General features: G+C 47.1%; 14 protein-coding genes. 10 read left to right on the top strand and 4 right to left on the bottom strand.

Going from position 1 to position 20928, the window contains the following annotated elements; genetic code table 11:
• Nucleotides 1-9: 9 nt before the first annotated feature.
• From PTQ21_RS23630 to PTQ21_RS23620, 3 genes are all read right to left on the bottom strand, one after another.
• Nucleotides 10-1647: a response regulator gene (locus PTQ21_RS23630; RefSeq protein WP_063562743.1), complete on the bottom strand. Its 1638-nt coding sequence runs from the start codon at nt 1645-1647 to the stop codon at nt 10-12.
• 83 nt (nt 1648-1730) lie between these two features.
• Nucleotides 1731-1967: a hypothetical protein gene (locus PTQ21_RS23625; protein ID WP_274567371.1), complete on the bottom strand. Its 237-nt coding sequence runs from the start codon at nt 1965-1967 to the stop codon at nt 1731-1733.
• Nucleotides 1968-1980: 13 nt separating this feature from the next.
• On the bottom strand, nt 1981-3519 hold the full coding sequence (locus PTQ21_RS23620; protein WP_274567370.1) for a glycoside hydrolase family 31 protein: 1539 nt from the start codon (nt 3517-3519) through the stop codon (nt 1981-1983).
• Nucleotides 3520-3831: 312 nt separating this feature from the next.
• Between PTQ21_RS23620 and PTQ21_RS23615 the strand changes: the two genes are divergently transcribed.
• From PTQ21_RS23615 to PTQ21_RS23570, 10 genes are all read left to right on the top strand, one after another.
• Nucleotides 3832-5121, top strand: coding sequence for an ABC transporter substrate-binding protein (locus PTQ21_RS23615; RefSeq protein WP_274567369.1), 1290 nt, complete (start codon nt 3832-3834; stop codon nt 5119-5121).
• A 75-nt stretch (nt 5122-5196) separates the two neighbouring features.
• A complete protein-coding gene (locus PTQ21_RS23610; protein ID WP_090806989.1) occupies nt 5197-6066 on the top strand; it encodes a carbohydrate ABC transporter permease in 870 nt (289 codons plus the stop codon).
• Between the two features lie 12 nt (nt 6067-6078).
• Nucleotides 6079-6915: a carbohydrate ABC transporter permease gene (locus PTQ21_RS23605; protein WP_063562739.1), complete on the top strand. Its 837-nt coding sequence runs from the start codon at nt 6079-6081 to the stop codon at nt 6913-6915.
• Between the two features lie 202 nt (nt 6916-7117).
• Nucleotides 7118-9028, top strand: a complete 1911-nt coding sequence (locus tag PTQ21_RS23600; RefSeq protein WP_274567367.1) for a DUF4832 domain-containing protein — start codon at nt 7118-7120, stop codon at nt 9026-9028.
• A gap of 267 nt (nt 9029-9295) precedes the next feature.
• Nucleotides 9296-11518 (top strand): helix-turn-helix domain-containing protein, encoded by a 2223-nt coding sequence (locus tag PTQ21_RS23595; RefSeq protein WP_274567365.1) that lies wholly within the window; start codon nt 9296-9298, stop codon nt 11516-11518.
• A 235-nt stretch (nt 11519-11753) separates the two neighbouring features.
• Complete coding sequence (locus PTQ21_RS23590) at nt 11754-12740, top strand: ABC transporter permease (RefSeq protein WP_420800384.1); 987 nt, start codon at nt 11754-11756, stop codon at nt 12738-12740.
• Nucleotides 12741-12769: 29 nt separating this feature from the next.
• Entirely contained in the window at nt 12770-13669 is a 900-nt protein-coding gene (locus tag PTQ21_RS23585; protein ID WP_063562736.1) for a carbohydrate ABC transporter permease, read from the top strand.
• Between the two features lie 109 nt (nt 13670-13778).
• Entirely contained in the window at nt 13779-15470 is a 1692-nt protein-coding gene (locus PTQ21_RS23580) for an ABC transporter substrate-binding protein (protein ID WP_274567363.1), read from the top strand.
• Nucleotides 15471-15582: 112 nt separating this feature from the next.
• Nucleotides 15583-17295, top strand: a complete 1713-nt coding sequence (locus tag PTQ21_RS23575; protein WP_274567361.1) for a DUF4091 domain-containing protein — start codon at nt 15583-15585, stop codon at nt 17293-17295.
• Between the two features lie 40 nt (nt 17296-17335).
• Nucleotides 17336-18607, top strand: a complete 1272-nt coding sequence (locus PTQ21_RS23570) for an alpha-L-fucosidase (protein ID WP_274567360.1) — start codon at nt 17336-17338, stop codon at nt 18605-18607.
• Between the two features lie 95 nt (nt 18608-18702).
• On the opposite strand, the gene PTQ21_RS23565 is transcribed toward PTQ21_RS23570, so the two are convergent.
• Nucleotides 18703-20907, bottom strand: coding sequence for an MMPL family transporter (locus tag PTQ21_RS23565; RefSeq protein ID WP_274567359.1), 2205 nt, complete (start codon nt 20905-20907; stop codon nt 18703-18705).
• Nucleotides 20908-20928: the final 21 nt, after the last annotated feature.

Genomic DNA, 20928 nt, shown 5'->3' with positions numbered 1-20928 from the left:
CCCGTTCGGTCAGGAGGATTGATGACGGAAGTCTTGCGGTGTCAGTCCACAATGCTCTTTGAACAACTTGATGAAGTACTGCGGCTTATGGTAGCCGATTGCCGTCGCAACGTCGCTAACCTTGAGTTCTGGTTGCTCGATAAGGATTTCCCGCGCGCGCTGCATGCGCACTTTGTACAAATATTCGCTAATATTTTCGCTTGCCTTGCTTTTGAACAGAGCGGACAGATACGCGGGATGCAGGCCGACGTGATCCGCTGCCGTCTGCAGCGTGGCGTCCGCGAGATGCGCTGTGATGAACTGCTGGACCTTACGGATGAGCGCTACTTGCTCATTGTTCCATTCGCTTTTGGTCATCTCCCGCAATCGCTCGAGCGTGAGTACTATCCAATCCTGAAGCTGGTACATATGGCGGAAACGGTTGGCTTCAGAGGCCTTTTCCAGCTCTGGAGGGATGATCTCAAGCAGGCTGAGTCCGTTTTTGTGGGCAAAAAAGCTGAAGGCGCCCATCGCGTGATAATAGAGCTCAAGGAGCGTTTCCCGTGAATCCATTCGTTTGTTTGTCACCTCAAGGAAAATGGCGTCCCACTTGGCAGAGATCGCCTCCCACTGGTAAATTTCGAACAACTGGATCAACGTGGGTGACTCGTAAAGACTATGGACTCGGTAGGGCTTTTCCGGCACTAAGGCGTCCTGCAGGCGGATTAAGAGGTCCGTCTCACCGCCAAGATGGCGGGTGAGTATAGCCAGTGCGTCCTGGTAAGTTTCACGCAGGCCATGAGCCATGACCTGCCAGTGGCTCACGACGATTGAAATGCTGCTTTTGAGAAAGTGTCTGACGTGCTGCTGCAGCCTGGCCGCCAAATGTTCGAGGGATCGCTGCCGATTAAGCTCCGGCTCCTTCTCCCGCGCTAGCCATGACTCTTCCCGTACCTTGAGAACGAAGACTTCATGCTCGTACGCATCACGCCCGTGCCAGACATGAAACAATTCCGAGAAGGTTTCCTCAGCGATATTTGCGACGGCCGAGGAGAGCAGGGACTGGTCCTTCCAGTTCAACTCCTCAGCAGACGATTCAATGCGTAGGAGGCATATTGCAGTTTCGTCGCTCGGACAGAACGGCAGCCGATAATAAGCCATTTTTTCTTCGAGAAGTTTGGGAGCAAGCTTCCTACCTTGAAGCAGATCCATAAGCAGCTTTTCTCGAAACAATGGCATATGTTCGCTGAGCATGCTCATTGCCTTCACCTGTTTTCCCCGTTCGTCCCATTCCAGATGAAGCGCTTCCGTAAGTTGGCGCAGCATGTCGGCCAGCTCTCTTTGGTCGACTGGCTTGAGCAGATAACCATCCACCTGTTGTCTGATCGCCTCCTGTGCGTAGTCCCATTCGCCGTAGCCGGATAGCAGGATGCTTTTGAAGTGTTTGTCGTATTTTTTTATATGCTCGATCAGCTCCAGGCCGGAGATCCCGGGCATTCGAATATCGGTGATGATAATATCGACGGGATAGCTCTTGCAATGTTCGAGTGCCTCTTCGCCAGAGAAAGCCTTGTGAACCTTGCCAATGCCGAGCGCTTCCCACGGCATGGTGCGTTCGAGACTGTCCACGAGATGAGCATGATCATCAACAATTAGTAGCTCATACATGCTTAAATCCCCCAGTCAGTTTTCGCTTGTTACGGTTGACGTATCTTCAACCTTTTTATTATCTGAGCAGAACTGTTCCTTTGTCAATTGCAGGCTGAAGACGCCAGAATCGTTGCCTTGAATTCGCTCATCTCGACGACTAATCCCTGCCTCAGCCTTGACGCCTCGGCAGCGAATGCCATCAGATGATTGTCAAGCGAGGCCTGAGCGGAGGCGACTGCTACGAATTCGGCCTCGTCCGAATGGGCGAGTACATAGGGAACATAGCTAGGCAGCCCTCTGGCGCTTGCTCCAATCAGGGCAAGATTTATTTTTTTCATGGAGATATACTTCCTATTGGATTTTGCGATACCAAGGCAGACGTGAGAGGGGCGCATCAACTTGAAGTTCGATTGGCCCGTTGATGATCTTCCCATCCTCGTCCTGCCATTGACCCTCAGGAAAAATCACGTTTCTGGATGTCAGTCCCTTGACGACGACTGGCGCAACGAGCAGATTCTGTCCGAGGAGAAACTGGTCATTTACGAGCTCGTAGCCGCCGCCGGGATATTCGAACTCCAAGCTGCGCAGTATCGGTAAACCGTCTGCAGCGGCTTGGCGAGCAAGCGCCAGAAGTTCGGGACCAAGCTCGGATCTTAGCTGTACAGCGTCAAGGCACCAGGTTAGCTCCTCACCTTTCAGCACGCGCCAGGGTGCCATGGAAAACTGCATCACAGGGAACAGTGCGGCACACTGGGTGTACCTTACGAACAACTCGCTGTCAAAGTGAAATTCCGGGGAGTTGATATCGCCGTCCATACCGCCGCCGATCATATCGGGGCAGTTAAATGCGTAACCAAGCAGTCCCTGAGCAATCGCGTTGGGTATGAGTCCGCTGAGCCCAGTGGCGTCCCAGGTATGTGTCTTGTCCCGCTGGCGCTGGATGAGTCCCTGGCCACCGAGTTTCCAACACATCCGCAACTCAACCAGCGAGTAGCCAACTCCGAGATTAGCATATGCTTCGCAGTCTTCAAGCTGACGCAGGGGACGAGTCCATGCAACGGGCTGGGTCGTGTCCGCTCCGCCCGGCAAGAACGGCTCGCCGGCGTCAAGCTTAAAACCATCAACACCGTAATCAGTGATCAGACGATCCATCTGCCGCTTGAACCAGGCCGCACCTTCCTCCTTCGTATAATCCACAACTGCGCTGTACCCATTCCACCAATGTCGGATGATTGGCGCGTTGTCCACGCCTATTAGAAGCAGATCACCCGCCCGCAATTCCTTAAACATGGTGCAGTCCGCACTTACGTATGGGCACATCCAGAGCATCACCTTGAAACCCATGCCATGAAGCGTATCGATCATCTCCCGGGGATTCGGGAACCTGTGCTTGTCAAAGTCCCACATGCCATAATCCATCATCCAATTGTCGTCGATAATGAGGACGCCGGGCGGTAGCCCGTTCGCTAGAATTGATTCTGCATAACGGATAATTCTGTCCTGCGTGGGGTTATAGAACATCTCGACCCAGGTACAGTACTGCGGGGCTGTGAAGACGAGAGCGTCGGGCATTTGCTTGGAAGGAGGGAAGTGTGTGCCAGCAGCATGACGGTATGCTCCCTGCAGTGAGCTATGTTCCTCTTCCACGACGACTTCACCTGCGTTATCAAAGACCGAGAGTCCATTCCCGTCCACATGGAAAGCAAACGGTTCCTCGCTCCAAATATATCTGCCTTTATTGGAGAGCAGCAAAGGCGAGGCCTGATTGTCATCCGTCACACGCAAATCCCTCGTATATGTTGTCTGGCCAAACGGCATGGAGCTGCCATCGTTGATCACACCGCCCCACCAGTACTCACCGGGCAACCGGGTGATTGAGATATTATTCATGGGAGAATTCTCCTTTGGAATTGCGGACAAAATCTTGTGGATGATTTGCCCCAATCGTTTGAATTTAGGTACGGGTTTTATTATGCAGAGATCATCCGCAGTTGGGAAGGGGATCTTAAAAATGTGGTTTGAATCTTAAAATCTGGGCATTTAAACTGGATTTTTCCTGATTTATGATGAGAACGTCAAGAGCTCACGACGATCGACTGACGGAAAAAACGCGCATTTTTTTCGTCCTCCAGCTTTTGGAGCATGATTGCTGGACATAAGAGTACAACTTCATTTTTAAGAAAAGTCGAGGGGAGTTTGACGATGAATATAAGAAAAAAAATGGCAGCAGGGATCGCCAGCTTACTTCTTGTCTCGTTGATGGTGGGCTGTAATAGTTCTAACGACGGGGGCGGGGCTACCGACGGTGGTGCCCAGAAGAACGTTACGATCTCTTATACGATCTGGGACAAAAACCAGCAGCCGGCAATGGAGGCGATCGCCGATGCGTTCACTGAGCAGCACCCGAATATCAAGGTGAAAGTTGATGCTATTCCTTGGGGCGAATATTGGACGAAGATGTCCGCCGCAGCGCCAGCGGGAATGCTGCCTGATGTATTCTGGATGCATGGCGGTCAGTTTATGAAGTACGCAGAAGGCCAGTTCCTCGAGCCGATCACGGACAAAGTGCAGGCCAATGAAATCGATCTGAACAACTACGCGTCCAACCTCGTCTCCATCTATACGATGGACGGTCAAAACTACGGTATTCCAAAGGACTTCGATACCATTGGTCTGGCCTACAACAAGGAGCTGTTCGATCAGGCGAACATTCCTTATCCAGACGATACATGGGATTATGCCAAGCTTGCTGAAGTCGCCAAACAGCTAAGTCAGCCAGACAAGGGCATTTACGGTTTTGGCGCAAAGCTGGACACCCAAGCCGGCTACTGGAACGACATGTTAGCGAACGGTGGTTTTATTTTAAATGACGACATGACCAAATCCGGCTACGACGAGTTGGCTTCGATTGAGGCACTAAAGGCCCGTTACCAGATGATTCTTGACAAGGCTTCGCCGACGCACCAGCAGATGACCGACACGGATTCGGTCGAAATGTTCAAGTCCGGCAAGCTCGCGATGATTTTCGACGGGTCCTGGGACAACGGCAATCTGGCGAGTAGTGAAATTATCAAAGGAAAGTACGATTGGGCACCCCTGCCGAAGGGGAAGGTCAAGCGTGGCAATATCATTAATGGCATCGGCAACGTCATGTCCACTAAGGGTAAGCACAAGGATGAAGCATGGCAGTTCCTGAAATTCCTCGGCTCCAAGGAGGCCGCTGAGATCACGGCAGAGATGGGTGCCGCGATTCCGGCGTTCAATAACACGCAAGACGCATGGGTGAAGAACAATCCCGATTTGAACCTGCAGGTATTCATTGATCAGGCGGGGGACGCGACTCCGTACCCGAGCGGTTCAAAATCGTACCCAGTCTGGTTCTCGAAAGAAGCAGAAATCATGTCACAGGCATGGGGCGGCGCCATTTCAATCGAAGAAGGCGCCAAGAAAGTGGCGGAAATGATGAATCAGGCGATTGAGGGCGCAAAGTAAGCGCCCTACGTCAGGCAAAATTGTCGATGGTATTCCGGTTAACGGAATACCTATGGCACAAATGAGGTGAAGGCAATGCATTCGAAAAGCAGATATATATGGGCTTATATGATGATCGCTCCGACATTGATCGGAACGCTCATTTTCTGGAGCTGGCCAGCAGTCTATTCCATCTATCTGAGCTTCCTGAAGTCCGAAAACTTCGGCCTTGTCAACCACTGGGTCGGTTGGGCCAACTACGAGAGATTATTTATGGATGAAGAGTTCTGGCAAAATCTACGTAATACGATACTTTATGTTGTGCTGTTTGTACCTACGACGATTATACTTTCGACGTTCTTCGCCGTACTGCTGAACGCTAAGATCAAGGGCCAGGCTGTCTACCGGGTCATTTATTTTCTACCGCAGGTTACGATGGCGGCCGCGGCTGCTATGGTGTGGGTCATTATTTTCGCTCAGGATTACGGACTACTAAACTCTGTACTCGGCACACACATCGCGTGGATCTCTGACAAGCGGTTCGCCATGTATGCTCTTGTCATGGTCGGTGTTTGGGGAGCGATTGGCTTTAACATGTTGCTGATCCTAGCTGGGCTTCAAGGCATTCCACGTACTCTGTATGAGGCGGCTGAGATTGATGGCGCTGTCGGCTTTCGCAAGTTTCGTTCCATTACGCTCCCGCTATTAACACCAACACTATTTTTTACGTCGATCGTGCTTGTGATCGGTGCCACACAAATTTTTGACAGTATCTATCTGATTATCGGTAAAACGAACGTTGCGCTACCGGCCGTGCGTTCTCTTGTATACGCTTATTACCAAAATTCATTTATCTATTACGATCAGAACTATGGAGCAGCGATTGTCAACATTTTGCTGGTGATCAACCTGGTTTTGACGGGTATCCAGTTCATGCTGCAAAAAAAATGGGTGATTTACGATTGAGGAGGTACAAAAGTGAGCAGAGTTGTCTCTTCGAAGCATAGAAGCAACCTTATTATTCATTTGGTTCTGATCGCTGGCGCAGCCGTCATGGTGCTTCCATTTCTCTGGATGATTCTTACGTCGCTCAAGACGACGACGGAGGCGACCCAGATTCCGATTACGATATTACCTGCCGAGCCGAGCTTGCGAGGCTATGTAGACGCCCTTAGGCAGTCGGCCTTCTTGCATTATTATGCGAATACGCTGATGGCTGCGTTCATGAAAACATTATTCCCTGTCGTCTTCAGCGCGATGGCGGCCTTTGCATTTGCACGCATTCGCTTTCCGGGTAGAGGTCTGTGTTTTTTTCTGATCATTTCGGTCATGATGATTCCCAACCCGGTGTTCTATACCCCGCAATATTTGATGATGAGCAAACTAGGATTGGTGAATACGACGACCGCACTTTGGATCACTTCGCTCGTCAGCCCATTTGCTACCTTTTTGCTGCGCCAGTTTTTCCTCGGAATCTCCAAAGAATTGGAGGAGGCGGCAGTGCTCGACGGATGCAATCCGTTCCAAATCTTTCGCTACATCATGCTGCCGCTTGTCAAGTCAGCACTGGTTGCAGTCGTCATCATCCAACTACTCTGGTCATGGAATGAACTACAGTGGCCACTTATCATCAACAGCTCACCGGAAAAATTAACGCTGTCGGCAGGCCTTGCCACACTTGTCTCCATGTTCGGTACGGATTATCCTGTATTGATGGCTGGGGCGTTCATGGCCGTTATTCCGATGCTCATACTGTTTTTTATTTTCCAACGGCGGTTTATTGAGGGTGTCGCCTTCAGTGCCAGTAAGGGATGATTTTTTGAATTACGCCGATGTAATCTGGAAAATGGATTGAGCGTACCACCACGTTTACTAAGCTTTTTGCATCAAGTAGAGACGAGGTGTGTTCTCGTTCATGCTTGGAGTTCCGAGCTGGAGAGGGGGTGAGTGAGACTGGCGAGCAAGTTCGTTGCCATATTTAATAGTTAATCTCATGCGAACAGGAGTGAAAGATGCAATGTCGAATGCAAGAATCGCAAGGCTAGGATTGATGATGGTCGTCTTTTGTCTACTTGGCTCGATAATGTTTATGAACTTCAAGCCCAACCATGCCTATGCGTCAGGGGAGTGGCAAGCCCAAACCTATGACCCGAACAAAGCAGGGCTGGAGCTAAATCCACTGAAGGGATTTTTACCCTTCTCCAAGCTTCCCTCGGAAAGTGTTGATCCGAACAACAGTTTTCCGCACAGCATGGAATGGTTCTACGTTTCACTTCGTGACCTGATGACGGATTGGAACACATACAACTGGGCACCGCTGGATGCCTATCTAAATGATATCGCTAGTCGGGGCAACCAGGCGGCTTTTCGTGTCTACGTTGACTACCCGGGGCGTACAAGCGGTATTCCGCAGTTTCTAATTAATGGCGGGCTTATGACCCGAGATTATGATCAGAACGGCAATCATGATACATCCACTCACAGTCTGGCCCCCGACTGGAACGACGCAAATCTGAATCAGGCTTTGCGACAGTTCGTCACCGCACTTGGGGCCCGCTATGATGGCGATCCTCGGATTGGCTTCCTGACAACAGGATTATACGGATTTTGGGGAGAGTGGCATACATGGCCCTACAATACAGACCCAACGAATTGGGAGATGAACCAGAGTAACCGTGACGGACTGCTTTCGGCATTCAAGAGCGCATTCCAGAAGACCCAGGTACTGGCCAGGTATCCTTATTCGGCGAGTACAGCAGATTTGAAAAACGCTTTCGGCTACCATGATGATTCTTTTTCGTACGAAACGTTGTTCGCAAATGACTGGGGATTCTGGAGTTTGATTACGCAGAACGGCCTGCAGAACATCTGGAAGACTCATCCGATTGGTGGCGAATTATACCCACCCCTCCAGCAGGATACGAGTTTTTGGCAGCACTGGCCCAACCAAAACGGTGAAGACTTCCAGACCTCAGTCGAAACGACACACGCCTCTTGGCTAATGTACGATCGTGTGTACAAAAATTCTTTGCCTGACGAGACGGCTAAGCTTAATGCGCTGCGAGCTCATAAAATGCTTGGTTATACGCTGTACAATTCATCGGTGCAGCTGAGTGATTCATCGGCGTCCTCACTGCAAGTCAACGTCAAACTCCAGAACAAGGGCGTTGCTCCGTTTTACTACAATTGGGAGGTCGAGTTCGGCGTACTGAATTCCTCCGATACATGGGTTAAGTCGCTTGGCACGAAATCGTGGAATCTGAAAAGCATCTTGCCTGGAGACACGGACTATTCCTTCTCGTATAGTGCGAATCACAACCTTCCCGCAGGGGATTACAGGTTAGTCATGCGGATTGTCAATCCACTCACCGGCGGCAAGACCATTCGTTTTGCGAACACGCGTCAGGACGCGAACCTAAATGGCTGGCTAACACTGTCCGGTTTCCACGTTTCTGGGAGTGCTACGACTTCTACTTTACTGGCTGACCCGCCCGTGACGCCAGTCACACCTCCGAATTCAGGTGTTAGCGCCTATGAGGCAGAGGCAGCGGGAAACACGTTAGCAGGTTCAGCGGTCATTACGAACTGCACGACTTGCTCAGGTGGGGCAAAGGTGGGTTATTTAGGCAACGGTAGCGGCACGCTGAAGTTTAATAGTGTAACAGTGCCGTCAGCAGGCAACTACAAATTGACGATCCAGTACTTGAATGGTGAAGCGAGCCGCTCCGCCATATTAAGTGTAAATGGAGCGGCTGGTACATCGCTCAGCTTCCCAAGTTCCGGCGCTTGGACAACAGTGGCTTCACAGGAGACGACAGTACATCTGCAGGCGGGGTCCAATACGTTGCTGTTCTCACAGCCCACGGGTTATGCCCCAGATATCGACCGCATCTTAGTGAGTGTGAACCCTACCGGTTCGGGAGGGTAAAGAAGGTCAGCCATCCCTTCCAGTTAGACAGTTAAGAGAATGACTCTTACTGTTGAGTGAAGTGAACCCCTTAGAATGGACATTGGAAAAACCCCTGGGTTTGGCCGATGAAATTCTAGGGGGTGCATTTTTGTATGGCTAAAAAAGAGGCGATTAATCTACATACTGTTGAGGGGTGGACATGCCGTATTGTATGGACGTCTTCAGATGTAAGCGTGTACAATATGTAAATATATATCATTCCGTTTAAAAAATTGGGGGCTGGATATGAGGAAAACGTTATTTAATCGATTGCTGTTTTCTTATATGCCGATTTTTATTGTCGTGATCACGTTTACGTTTTTTGTTTTTTTTCAGATATTAAGCGAACAAAGCCGTAAGGAGGCGCTTAACGCCAACAAAATGCTATCATTACAGGCGATGCGTCTGATCGATACTTCCCTGAAGGCGATAGACAATATGATAATGTCGGAAACCATAAATAATAAGCAGTTGATTGATTTCTTCAATAATGAAGAGAAGAATAACATTTTCATCAACATAAGCGCAGTTAAAAAAATGCAGGATATGATATCCTATTACCCCATGATTGATTCGATCTATTTTGTGCGTTATGAAGATAATTTCGTGCTTAGTAATGCGACAAGTGATCAACTTAGCAACTACAGAGACGAGCCATTTATTAAAAAGGCTATGGATCCGCTCGCACCCAAGCAATGGTCGGGCATAAGAACCTTCGAGCAGTTTTCTACAAAAGGGAGTAAGCCTGTCGTTAGTTTGGTACGGGGAGCGCCATTTATTACAGGCAAGAAAGGCATGATCGTCGTCAATGTGGCAACTGATTCGTTGCAGAACAGTATTGCTGACCTATACGATTCAAAAACAAGCTTTATCGGAATTCGGGACGCCGCGGGAAACGATTTGTTTAGTGACTTGCATTCTAAAGAGCAATCAAAGATTTTCTCCAATTATGTATCGAGCTATACCGGATGGTCCTACCAAAGCGGACTCATAAATGGAAAGTTGTTCCATGTAATCTCTTCATTATATAATGTCTGGTTTATCATCGGTATCGTGACGATCGGGGGTGGTTTTGTATGGCTGCTCTATGTTACCAGACGCAATTCAAGACCGCTGGAACAGATTGTGGCGCGAATCCGCGGTTACCGTCTACCTTTGTCCAAGGAGTTGGGAGATGAATTTTCCTTCATCGAATCGGCCTTGTCCAATATTATTGAGCAATCGAATCAGTATCAGCAAAAGCACGATGAAGATCTGCATCTGCGAAAAAGGTACTTGTTCCACCAACTCATTGAAGGGGACATGGGTTTAACCCATGAGGAATGGATAGGAGAAACAAACAGTCTTCAGCTTCCATACTCGTTTAATAAACAAGTCGTACTTGTGATCGAAATGGATAAATACAGTGATTTTTGCTGCCAATACTCCCGCAGAGACCAAAACCTTCTTAAATTCGCGCTACGCAGTGTTATTCAAGAGCTTGCTCCAAAATATGAGCTCGCGCTTTGGTCCGAGTGGACTTCGGCATTTCAGCTAAGCGTCATGGTAATTATGAACAGCGAGGAGGAAGCAAGTACTTCCATAACACTCAAACTTTTCGAGAGCGTTCGTGTGTGGGTACAGGAAAATCTGAAGTTTACGGTAACGGTAGGTATCGGTGAGCAGGTTGAAGAGCTTTCCAGCGTCGCAAATTCTTATAAAGAGGCGCTTAGGGCGCTTAAATATAAAATAGTGTTAGGAGAAAACAGGCTCATTACTAGCGAACACATCGCAAATCACGGTCAGGTTGAGGTGTTCTCACAATTAAACGTAATTCGATCCATCATCCAGTCGTTCAGACTTCTTGAGGACGAATGGAAGACGAAGTATGACAAGCTCATGAATGAAATGAAGCTAGGATTGTTAACGAAAGATGAAATTACAAATCTGATGAACTATTTTATTTACTATTTGGGATTGGAAATCTCCGGGATGACAAAAGAGGTCCAAGAAATATGGATGCGAGATGGGTTACCAAGGCTCAGTAAAATCATAGATGAGTGCCATTCACTCGAGCAAATGCGGGAAGAATCTTTGAGCGTGTTGAACAGCTTTTTCACAGATTTGAAGGAAGCGCAAAACAGGCGTCTGCATGCAGCTACCATTCGAGATATGCGGAAAATGATCGAAGAGGAGTATGCCAATCCGAACATGTCGCTTGAATATCTCAGTTCAATCTTTAACATTAATGGGAAATATGTAAGCAAGCTGTTCAGGGAAGAGACCGGACAGAAATTCGTCGACTTCTTGATTGACATCCGCCTGCAGGCCGCAAAGCGCTTGCTCACGGAAACACAAGGTTCCATGCAGGAGGTAGCTGAGAAGGTAGGTTATACAAGCGCGATCTCATTCAGCCGTGTGTTTAAGAAAGTGGTAGGCTACTCCCCAAGCGAATTCCGCGAAGAAGCAGCACGCAGACAGATCGGTTGAATTTGGTTAACTGGTTGAAAATGGTTTGCTACGCCTGCTTACCCAGCAGTTTCATAATGTATTTCATGCAGCAGCTCCGGCTAAACACCGGAGCTGCTGCGCATTTTCAGGCCATGCGAAGACGGTTAAGTTAACGATTATTGTTTCTTGCTGCACCTCGTTATCCTACTTTACTATGTAGAATGTAAGCGCAAACAATCAGATCGAACGAAAGGAGAAGGAGCATATGTCAAGCATGCAAAAGAGAATCAGGAAACCCGAAACTTCAATGCAAGGCCAGCCACATGAACCGGCATTGCCTGACAGCAAATCATCATTACGCTTCATTGGGAAAAAAATGAAGCGTCACTGGCAGTTATACTTGGTCGTATTTCTGCCGGTGCTGTATTTGGTCATTTTCAAGTATATACCTATGTCTGGCGTTGTCATTGCTTTCAAAGAGTACAACGTCATCCAAGGTATTTGGGGTAGCCCATGGGTCGGACTGAAATATTTCGAACAATTTTTTGAATCACCGAACTTTTGGCTGTATTTGAAGAACACGCTTGGCATTAATATGTACGGTTTGCTTGTTGGTTTTCCTGCTCCGATTCTATTGGCACTTGCATTAAATGAAATTCGTAACGGTTTTTTCAAAAGCAGTGTACAAATGATCACCTACGCGCCTTACTTTATTTCAACCGTTATCATGGTTTCTATTCTCATCGTAACTTTGTCGCCAAGTGTTGGGATTATTAGCAAGTTCACACAACTACTAGGCATTGAAAATACAAATTTCATGGGAATTCCGAGCTTGTTCAAATCGATTTATGTCTGGTCGGATGTATGGCAATTTTCAGGTTATGGTGCGATTATCTACATTGCAGCTTTGGCAGGAGTCAATCCTGAACTATATGAATCGGCAAAAGTGGATGGTGCGTCCCGGATGCAGAAAATTATTAATATTGACTTACCGAGCCTTATCCCTGTATCCGTCATTCTGCTCATATTGAATTTAGGGAATTTCATGAAAGTTGGCTTCGAAAAAGTATATTTGATGCAAAATCCCCTAAACATCAGCACTTCTGAAGTCATTTCTACCTATGTGTATAAGGTGGGACTGCTCAGCTCCAGCTTCAGCTTTTCGACTGCAATCGGTTTCTTCAACTCGATCATCAATCTGATTCTTCTTGTGAGCGTTAACTACATTGCCAAGAAATTATCCAATTCGAGTTTATGGTAGCAGCAAATCAGCAGAAAGGAGGAACAAATATGTTCAAAGCGTCAAGGATTCGGGAATCGTATGGTGATCGTTTGTTTCTACTCGGTGTCTATGCTTTTTTGAGCGTAGTGACGATTGTCGTCCTTTTTCCGCTCATCTTTATCATTTCATCATCGTTTAGCTCACCGCAAGCCGTCGTATCCGGCAAGGTGTGGCTGTTACCCGTCGACTTTACGCTGGAAGGCTATAAAGCGGTGTTTCGAAATCCACAAATCGTTTTCGGTTACTTGAACTCGCTCTATTATACAGTCATAGGTACAGCAGTCAACGTTGCTTTGACTGTTATGCTTGCTTATCCGCTCGCCAGAAAAACGTTCTACGGCCGTAATTTCATCATGGTCCTTCTAGTCATCACGATGATGTTCGAAGGAGGGCTTATCCCCTTATATCTCGTAGTAAAAAACCTTCATATCCTCGATACACGTTGGGCGATGATTTTGCCAGGAGCCATGGCGGTGTTTCAAGTGATTGTCGCTCGGACCTTTTTTCAGACCACGATTCCCGAGGAAATTGCGGAAGCTGCCGAACTCGATGGCTGTAGTGACATCCGGTTCATTACCAGTATGGTAATTCCGCTCTCCAAACCCATTTTGGCTGTGCTGACGTTGATGTATGCTGTGGGCCACTGGAATGCTTACTTCGATGCATTGATTTTCCTGAAATCTCCAGATTTGTTCCCGTTACAGATCGTGTTGCGTAACATTCTTATTCTAAACTCGATCGATCCGACTATGGTGACCAATGTTGATCAGATGTTGGCGCAGCAAGGATTGAAGGACTTGCTTAAATATTCACTTATCGTTGTCGCAAGTGCACCTGTCCTGATCATTTATCCGTTCGTGCAGAAGCACTTTGTTAAAGGTGTCATGATCGGTTCATTAAAAGGATAGTGACGGGGAGGTAGCTCAACCAGCATTTAAAGGAGGTGAGGGGTTGAAGACCAGATAGAATGCTTCCGTAATTGAAATTAATGTTCGATAAATGGGAGGGGTCATAACTATGAAAACATGGAAAAAGTCATTCTCTTGCGTCCTCGGAGCTGCACTCTGTTTATCACTCGTCTTGAGCGCCTGTAGCGGGGATTCGAGCACAACTACGAATACACCTTCTGCTAGTGCACCAGAAGCAAGCGACGTGTTTACGCCCGTTGGAGAATATCCGATTGTCAATACGCCCATGACGATCAAAATGTTTGCTCCGCAGTACGCCGTCATAGAGAATATGGAAACCAATACATTCACGAAATACCTCCAGGACAAGACGAATATTCAAATAAAATGGGATCTCGTACCCGAAAAAGCGCTAAACGACCGCAAACAATTGATGCTGGCAAGCGGTGATTATCCTGAAGTAATTTTGCATGGGAGCTTAACCAAAGAAGAGCAGATGAAGTACGGCAAAGAGGGTGTGTTTATTCCACTGAACGACTTGATTGATAAATATGCGCCTAACTTCAAAAAAGCAATGGCTGAACTGCCGTACCTGGAAAGCTCTATCACTTCACCGGACGGCAACATTTATGCTCTTCCGCAAGTGAACGAGTGTTATCACTGCAACTATGCACAGAAGCTATGGATCAATCAGTCTTGGCTGGAGAAGCTTGGGTTAAAAATGCCGTCAACAACGGACGAGTTTTATGAAGTACTAAAAGCTTTTAAAGAAAATGATCCGAACGGTAATGGTATAAAAGACGAAATTCCGCTTACCGGCGCTGACGACATGTGGGCAGGGAACGTCGCTTCCTTCTTGATGAATTCGTTTATCATCGACGATCAGGTGGACAAAGACAACGGGACTTTTCTCCAGGTAAAGGACGGCAAAGTGGATTTCGTCGCCAATAAGGAAGAATGGAAGCAGGGATTATTGTACCTGAACAAGCTCTATACGGAAGGCCTGATCGATCCAGCATCATTCACACAGAACTCCGATGCCATCCAGCAGTTGGGCAACCGTCAAGACGCGAATGTGATTGGCAGCATTACAACCGCTCTAATCAGTTACGCCCACAGCCCCGATGACAAACACCCGCGCCATAAAGAGTATGTCACCGTGCCTCCCCTTAAAGGACCGAACGGTGTGCAGCAAGAAGGATACTTTGCGGGAGTAAGTGTGTCGCAAATGGCTATTACGAACAAAGCGACCGATGAACAGAAAATCGCCGCAATCCGTTTGGCCGACTATTTATATACAGAAGAAGCCATTGTGAATCAAGAGCATGGTCCAGAAGGTGAAGGATGGCGCAAAGCAGAGGAAGGCGAGCTGGGTATGGACGGCAAACCGGCAACTTATGCAATTATTTCTGATGGTGAAACCAAAATTACGTATAACGATCGCTGGGATCAGCTTGGACCGTCCCTCCGCACATACCAGTATCGTGACTCATGGGCAGCTCTGCAGGATCCGCTTGCTGAAGGCGCTTACGAGGTTCGTCTGAAGCGTGAATCAGCCAAATATGAGCCGTTCCAATCGAAGGAGAATTATCCGTCCAGCGTATTCATAGCATTGGAAGACACTCAGGTTGCGGCTCAACTAAAAACATCAATCCGAGATTACGTCAAGTCAAACATGGCTCAGTTTATTACGGGCAGCAAGGACATCGAGAAAGAATGGGATTCTTATGTAAAAGGTCTGGATGGTCTGCAACTTGGTCAGTATATAGAAATTTACCAGAAGGCAATTGATACGAAATAATTCGAAATTTCCCCTAAATAATTCTACCTTCAAGTCTGACCTGGAGGAGGACCTGGAGGATTTCAGATTAGACTCGGAGGTGCAGTTTAAAGTGAACTGTGGTTTGCAAAACATGTTCTATAAGTATATGTGGTCGTCCAATTGGTGGAATCAGGGACGTGAAGACACGCAGGTGAAACACTTGGAACTTCGCTGCTGTAAAAATGACAGCGCCGCCTTCCAGGCATTGGTCAGCTCAGATCAAGAGGATATGCTCGTTACGATTAACCGGGATGCATTGTTATGGAAGGGCGGGCCGATCAAAATCGTGCGCTGTGAGGTGGAGACGGATGCTCCCTGCAAGATCGATCTTCAGCTTATCGGGTTGATAGAGGACGATAATCGCGTTATGACTTCAGATGTTCTGCTGGATGAACCCTACCAATGGCTTAGGAAGCGTCAGATCCAACCTTTGTGGGTGGAGCTTCATGCCGATGATTCCGTTGTAAGCGGTCAATATGAAGGCAAGCTGAAATTCTACACGCATACGATGTTCGAGGATGAGGTTTTGGAGAAAGAACTGACGTTTCGTTTAACGATCAGTGAACAAGTGCTGCCAGAGCCTCAAAATTATACTTTCGTTTTGGACTTGTGGCAGCATAACTGTAATATTGCAAGAAAATATGATGTTTCCTATTGGTCCGATGAACATTTTACGCTTCTTGATTCGTATCTTCACAGCTTGTCTCAGCTCGGACAAAAGGCGTTGACGCTTGTTGTTTCAGAGGAGCCATGGAGCGGACAACGATCATTTATCGATGCTGAGCCATCCGACTTGAATGAATACAGTATCGTTCAAATCGTGAGACGGAGCGACGGTCGATTTGACTATGATTTTACGCACTTGGATCGGTATGTTGAGATAGGAGAGAAGCACGGAATATGCAAAGAAATAGAAGTATTCGGCTTGATCAATATTTGGAAGCATGAGGATGAAGGGTTTGGGGGAGTTGTGGATGATTACCCCGATGCCATTCGCGTCCGCTATTATGATGAAGAAACCGGGAGCTATAAGTTTATCCGAAATAAATCAGATCTTAGCGCTTATGTAGTGGCATTAGAGCAGCATTTTATCTCGAAAAAGTGGATTGACCGCGTTCGTGTTGTTGCGGATGAACCGGCTGATATCTGCTTATTTGAGGAAAGTTTAGCATGCTTACGCGAGATGGCGCCATCATTCCGCTATAAAGCAGCAATCAATCATACCGAATTTATTCGTAAACATATTAAAGGAATCGTTGATTATGTGCCTGTCCTTGACTGTGCTGCAGAGGAATTTGAACAGCTAGAGCAATTAAGAAAGGACGTGAAGGGGACATTTACGTTTTACGTTTGCTGCTCGCCAGAGAAACCCAACACGTTCCTCAGTTCGCCGTCAATTGAGTCTCGGGTGATCCCTTGGCTCGCAGAAAAGCTGAAATTGGATGGCTTTCTACGGTGGAATTATACCGTGTGGCCCGACAAACCTCTGGAGAGGCTTTCCTATCGTCCTATGATTTGGAAGGCTGGGGATACCAATTTCGTTTACCCGGGAAAAAGGGGCAAACCGCTGCTTTCACTGCGTTATAAGTGGCTGCAGCGAGGCATCCATGATTATGAATATATGCAGATAGCAAAGCAGAATGGACAGGAAGAGCAGGTTGAAAAGATTCTCCAGCGAGTATTTCGATTCAATCATCCGAGAGAGCTTGCACCCTCCTCTGGCAAAACGGCCATGCAATTATACAGTTTTAATATCGAGGACTACGATCGACTATATGAGATTGAGAACGGACAAACAGAATGAACAGCTGTATTAAACAATGGGGTGAGAAAGGTGTGATCATATGAATTTTGTTCAAAAATTAACGCCATCAGCCAAACAACTTGCTTTTCAAAAATGGGAATTTGGATTGTTTCTTCATTTCGGACTTCGCACCTTTTATGAAGGATATGTCGATTTCGATGAAAGGCAGATGGATCCGGCTGCTTTCAATCCTGTTGACTTAGACTGTGAGCAGTGGATCCGGTCGGCCAAAGAAGCCGGAATGAACTATGCTGTGTTAACTGCGAAGCACCATGACGGCTTTTCCAATTGGCCTTCCGACTACAGTCGATTTAGTGTGGCGGCTTCTCAGTGGAAGGGTGGGCAAGGGGATGTCATACGCGAATTTGTTGATGCTTGCCGAAAATATGATATGAAACCAGGCTTGTACTATTCACCGTATGATGGTTCAGCTGACTTTTACACCCAAGATGCGAAGGCCTACGACGATTATTTCGTCAATCAAATCACAGAGTTGCTCACGCAATATGGCGACATCGATATTCTGTGGTTTGACGGTTGTGGCTCTGAGGCACATTCATATGATTGGAAACGTATTATTGATGAAATTCGCCGCTTGCAGCCTCATATTTTAATTTTTAATATGGGTGACCCCGACTTTCGGTGGGTTGGGAATGAGGATGGTATTGCACCTATTCCATGCTGGAATGAAGTTGACTCAACGGAGTTTTCAATTATGACGGAAAAGAAAGAGCAATTGCTTGAACACCTATGGCTGCCAGCGGAATGTGACGTCCAAATAAGGGGAGATTGGTTTTATAGCGATAGCAATGAACTTACCCTGAAAAGTACGGAAGAACTTATGGGCATTTATTATCATTCCGTTGGCCGGGGTGCAAACCTGCTCCTGAATATTGGACCGAATCGCAACGGTCTGCTTCCGGAGAAAGATGTAGAGAGACTGTTGGAATTCGGTTCGGAAATTCGCCGTTTCGAACGTCCATTTGCAACAATTGAGCAATGCAGAAGATCTGAAAAATCGTGGGTTTACGAGACAGAGGTGCCCCAGTTAATCGACCACGTTATCATCCAAGAGGATCTTACATCTGGTGAAAATATACGAAGCTTCAAGATTGACATCATTACTCAAAAGTCAAGACGACCTGTGACCATTTATGAAGGGCAGCATATAGGTCATAAGGCAATTATTCGTATCCCTGCGATCAAAATTCGGGGTGTTATTGTTGAAATCACCGAAAGTGACCAAGAGGCAGTACTTCAGGAACTAAGCTTCCATCATGTTGGTGGCGGAACTCCAGATCCATTAAGCTAAATTAATATGAAAAAAAATAAGAAACAGTAACCAGAACGTGGTCGCTGTTTCTTATTTTTCATCCAAAGGAATTCAAATCTAAATAATTTGCCGCATCAAGACTTGTGATGTTCGTTATCTTTAGCATTGAGTGAAGCAATCAGTTTCTCGCCTTCGACATCAAGGTTTGGCAGAATACGGTCCAGCCATTTCGGAAGCGCCCACGCTTTATTCCCGAAAATAGCCATGATGGCCGGGACCAATCCCATTCGAATAATGAAGGCATCGATCAAGATTCCTACAGCTAACGTAAATCCAATTTGTTTGATCATGACATCATCCGTGAAAATAAACCCTGCAAAAACAGAAACCATAATTACAGCGGCTCCAACTACGACACGACTCACTTGTTTGTACCCGTGAACGACGGATTCAGTCCCCCGATGACCATGAACATACGATTCCCGCATGGAGCTGACAAGGAAAACCTGATAATCCATTGCGAGTCCATAAAGGATACCCGTAACAATGATCGGCATAAAGCTTAGCAGCGGACCACCTGTATCGAAGCCGAAGAGAGAGTGGAGCCAGCCCCACTGAAACACAGCTGTCGTGATTCCGAACGTAGCAAGAATACTAAGAAGAAAGCCGATGGTTGCTTTGATTGGCACGATGATTGAACGAAATACCAAGAGTAGAATGATAAGGGACAACAGAATAATAATTCCTACATATACAGGGAATACCTCTGCCAGCTTAGTCGACATATCGATATTTACGGCAGTGAATCCGGTAACTCCAAGTTTAACGTCATACGTCTGTGCAATACTCGACTCAGAAGAACGTAAATCATTTACCAGGTTTTTGGTGGTTTTATCATTAGGGCCAGTTTCAGGAATCAGACTAAAAATAGCCATATCCTCAGTCATGCCTAAAGGTGAAACCTGCGCAACATTCTTTTGACTTTGAAGCTCTTTCACAAGATTACCTACGAGTTCTGGAGAGACCTGCGTTGAAGAATCCTTGGGCTCAGCGACCAGAATAAGTGGTCCGTTAAAGCCTTCTCCAAAGCCTTCAGAAATTGCTTCATAACTTTGTCTTGCAGCCGTGTCCAGATTCGCTGAAGCAGCTCCAGGAATGCCCATCTCCATTTTTGTAATCGGAATTGATGCGACACCAAGAAGTACGATGATGGCGACAATTGTGGCCCAACGATACTTGATAACGAATTTAACCCATCTGTCAGCTACGCCACGACCAGCCGCTTTGTTAGATTTTGCGCTTTTCTCACGAGCTTTAGGCGAACAGATACGCTCACCCACCAACCCGAGCAGCGCCGGTAAAAGGGTTAAGGCAACGAATACGTTGATGAGCACGGTTGCAGCAGCTACCAACGCCATTGTCGATAAGAACGTAAGACCGATTACTAGCATACCGCATAGAGCTACGATAACCGTCAAACCTGCAAAAAATACAGCACTGCCCGATGTACCAATTGCTCTGGCAGCAGCTTCTTGTGCACTCAAACGTTGATCGATAATCATCCGGCGTTGACGATTTACAATGAATAGAGCGTAATCGATTCCAACTGCTAGTCCAACCATAAGAGCCAAAACCGAAGTGACACTAGGCATTTCAATGAATTTGGAAATGGAGAATGCTCCGCCCACTCCGATGCCGACACCAAGAAGTGCAGTTACAAGAGGCAGTCCTGCCGCTACAACGGACCCAAGTGTGGCCAGCAAAACAACCGCGGCAATAACAAGTCCAACGATTTCGGCGGATCCTACACCGATGGATACGGTTTTTAGTGTTTCGCCTGGGAGGACAGTAATATTGGTTCCTTTCTCAACAGTCATGACGGAATCTATTACGGAGTCAAAAACATCCTGCGTGATAGCAGACTGCTCAATGGTAAACTGAAATTGGAACAAAGCGATTCTGCCGTCGGGAGAGAGAAGAACACCCGGCACAGGAACACCATCCACCATCAGAGGACCATAGGAGGGAGTAGCCACTGTTGCAGACTGCTCTGTATTAGAAGCCTGAGCCATCTCAGCAGTTGAGCCGCTGGCTTCAGCAGCATAATCTGCAGGGTTAATCACATCTTTTATCCCGTAAACATCATTAACACCCTTTGTGATTGCTGCCAATCGTTCTGGCGTATCTAGACGCTCGTTTGGAGGTGCTTCAAACACAACACTCCCTTGACCGCCTGAGGCCGCAGGTAATTCTTTGGCTAACTGGTCCAGAACTTTTTGAGATTCTGTGCCTTCAATCTTCATTTCAGAACTGATATGCACACCATTCACACTGATCATCGAGACGACAATTCCTAAAAT

Origin of the sequence: Paenibacillus marchantiae (genome assembly GCF_028771845.1) — a bacterium.
GTDB lineage: Bacteria > Bacillota > Bacilli > Paenibacillales > Paenibacillaceae > Paenibacillus > Paenibacillus marchantiae.
Note: the sequence above shows the minus strand (reverse complement) of the source record. Positions and strands in the feature narration are given on the sequence as shown.

Coding starts and splice junctions, on each gene's coding strand:
- PTQ21_RS23630 (WP_063562743.1), bottom strand. CDS start 1,647: ATGTATGAGCTACTAATTGTTGATGATCATGCTCATCTCGTGGACAGT.
- PTQ21_RS23625 (WP_274567371.1), bottom strand. CDS start 1,967: ATGAAAAAAATAAATCTTGCCCTGATTGGAGCAAGCGCCAGAGGGCTG.
- PTQ21_RS23620 (WP_274567370.1), bottom strand. CDS start 3,519: ATGAATAATATCTCAATCACCCGGTTGCCCGGTGAGTACTGGTGGGGC.
- PTQ21_RS23615 (WP_274567369.1), top strand. CDS start 3,832: ATGAATATAAGAAAAAAAATGGCAGCAGGGATCGCCAGCTTACTTCTT.
- PTQ21_RS23610 (WP_090806989.1), top strand. CDS start 5,197: ATGCATTCGAAAAGCAGATATATATGGGCTTATATGATGATCGCTCCG.
- PTQ21_RS23600 (WP_274567367.1), top strand. CDS start 7,118: ATGTCGAATGCAAGAATCGCAAGGCTAGGATTGATGATGGTCGTCTTT.
- PTQ21_RS23595 (WP_274567365.1), top strand. CDS start 9,296: ATGAGGAAAACGTTATTTAATCGATTGCTGTTTTCTTATATGCCGATT.
- PTQ21_RS23590 (WP_420800384.1), top strand. CDS start 11,754: ATGCAAAAGAGAATCAGGAAACCCGAAACTTCAATGCAAGGCCAGCCA.
- PTQ21_RS23585 (WP_063562736.1), top strand. CDS start 12,770: ATGTTCAAAGCGTCAAGGATTCGGGAATCGTATGGTGATCGTTTGTTT.
- PTQ21_RS23580 (WP_274567363.1), top strand. CDS start 13,779: ATGAAAACATGGAAAAAGTCATTCTCTTGCGTCCTCGGAGCTGCACTC.
- PTQ21_RS23575 (WP_274567361.1), top strand. CDS start 15,583: ATGTTCTATAAGTATATGTGGTCGTCCAATTGGTGGAATCAGGGACGT.
- PTQ21_RS23570 (WP_274567360.1), top strand. CDS start 17,336: ATGAATTTTGTTCAAAAATTAACGCCATCAGCCAAACAACTTGCTTTT.
- PTQ21_RS23565 (WP_274567359.1), bottom strand. CDS start 20,907: ATGATCAGTGTGAATGGTGTGCATATCAGTTCTGAAATGAAGATTGAA.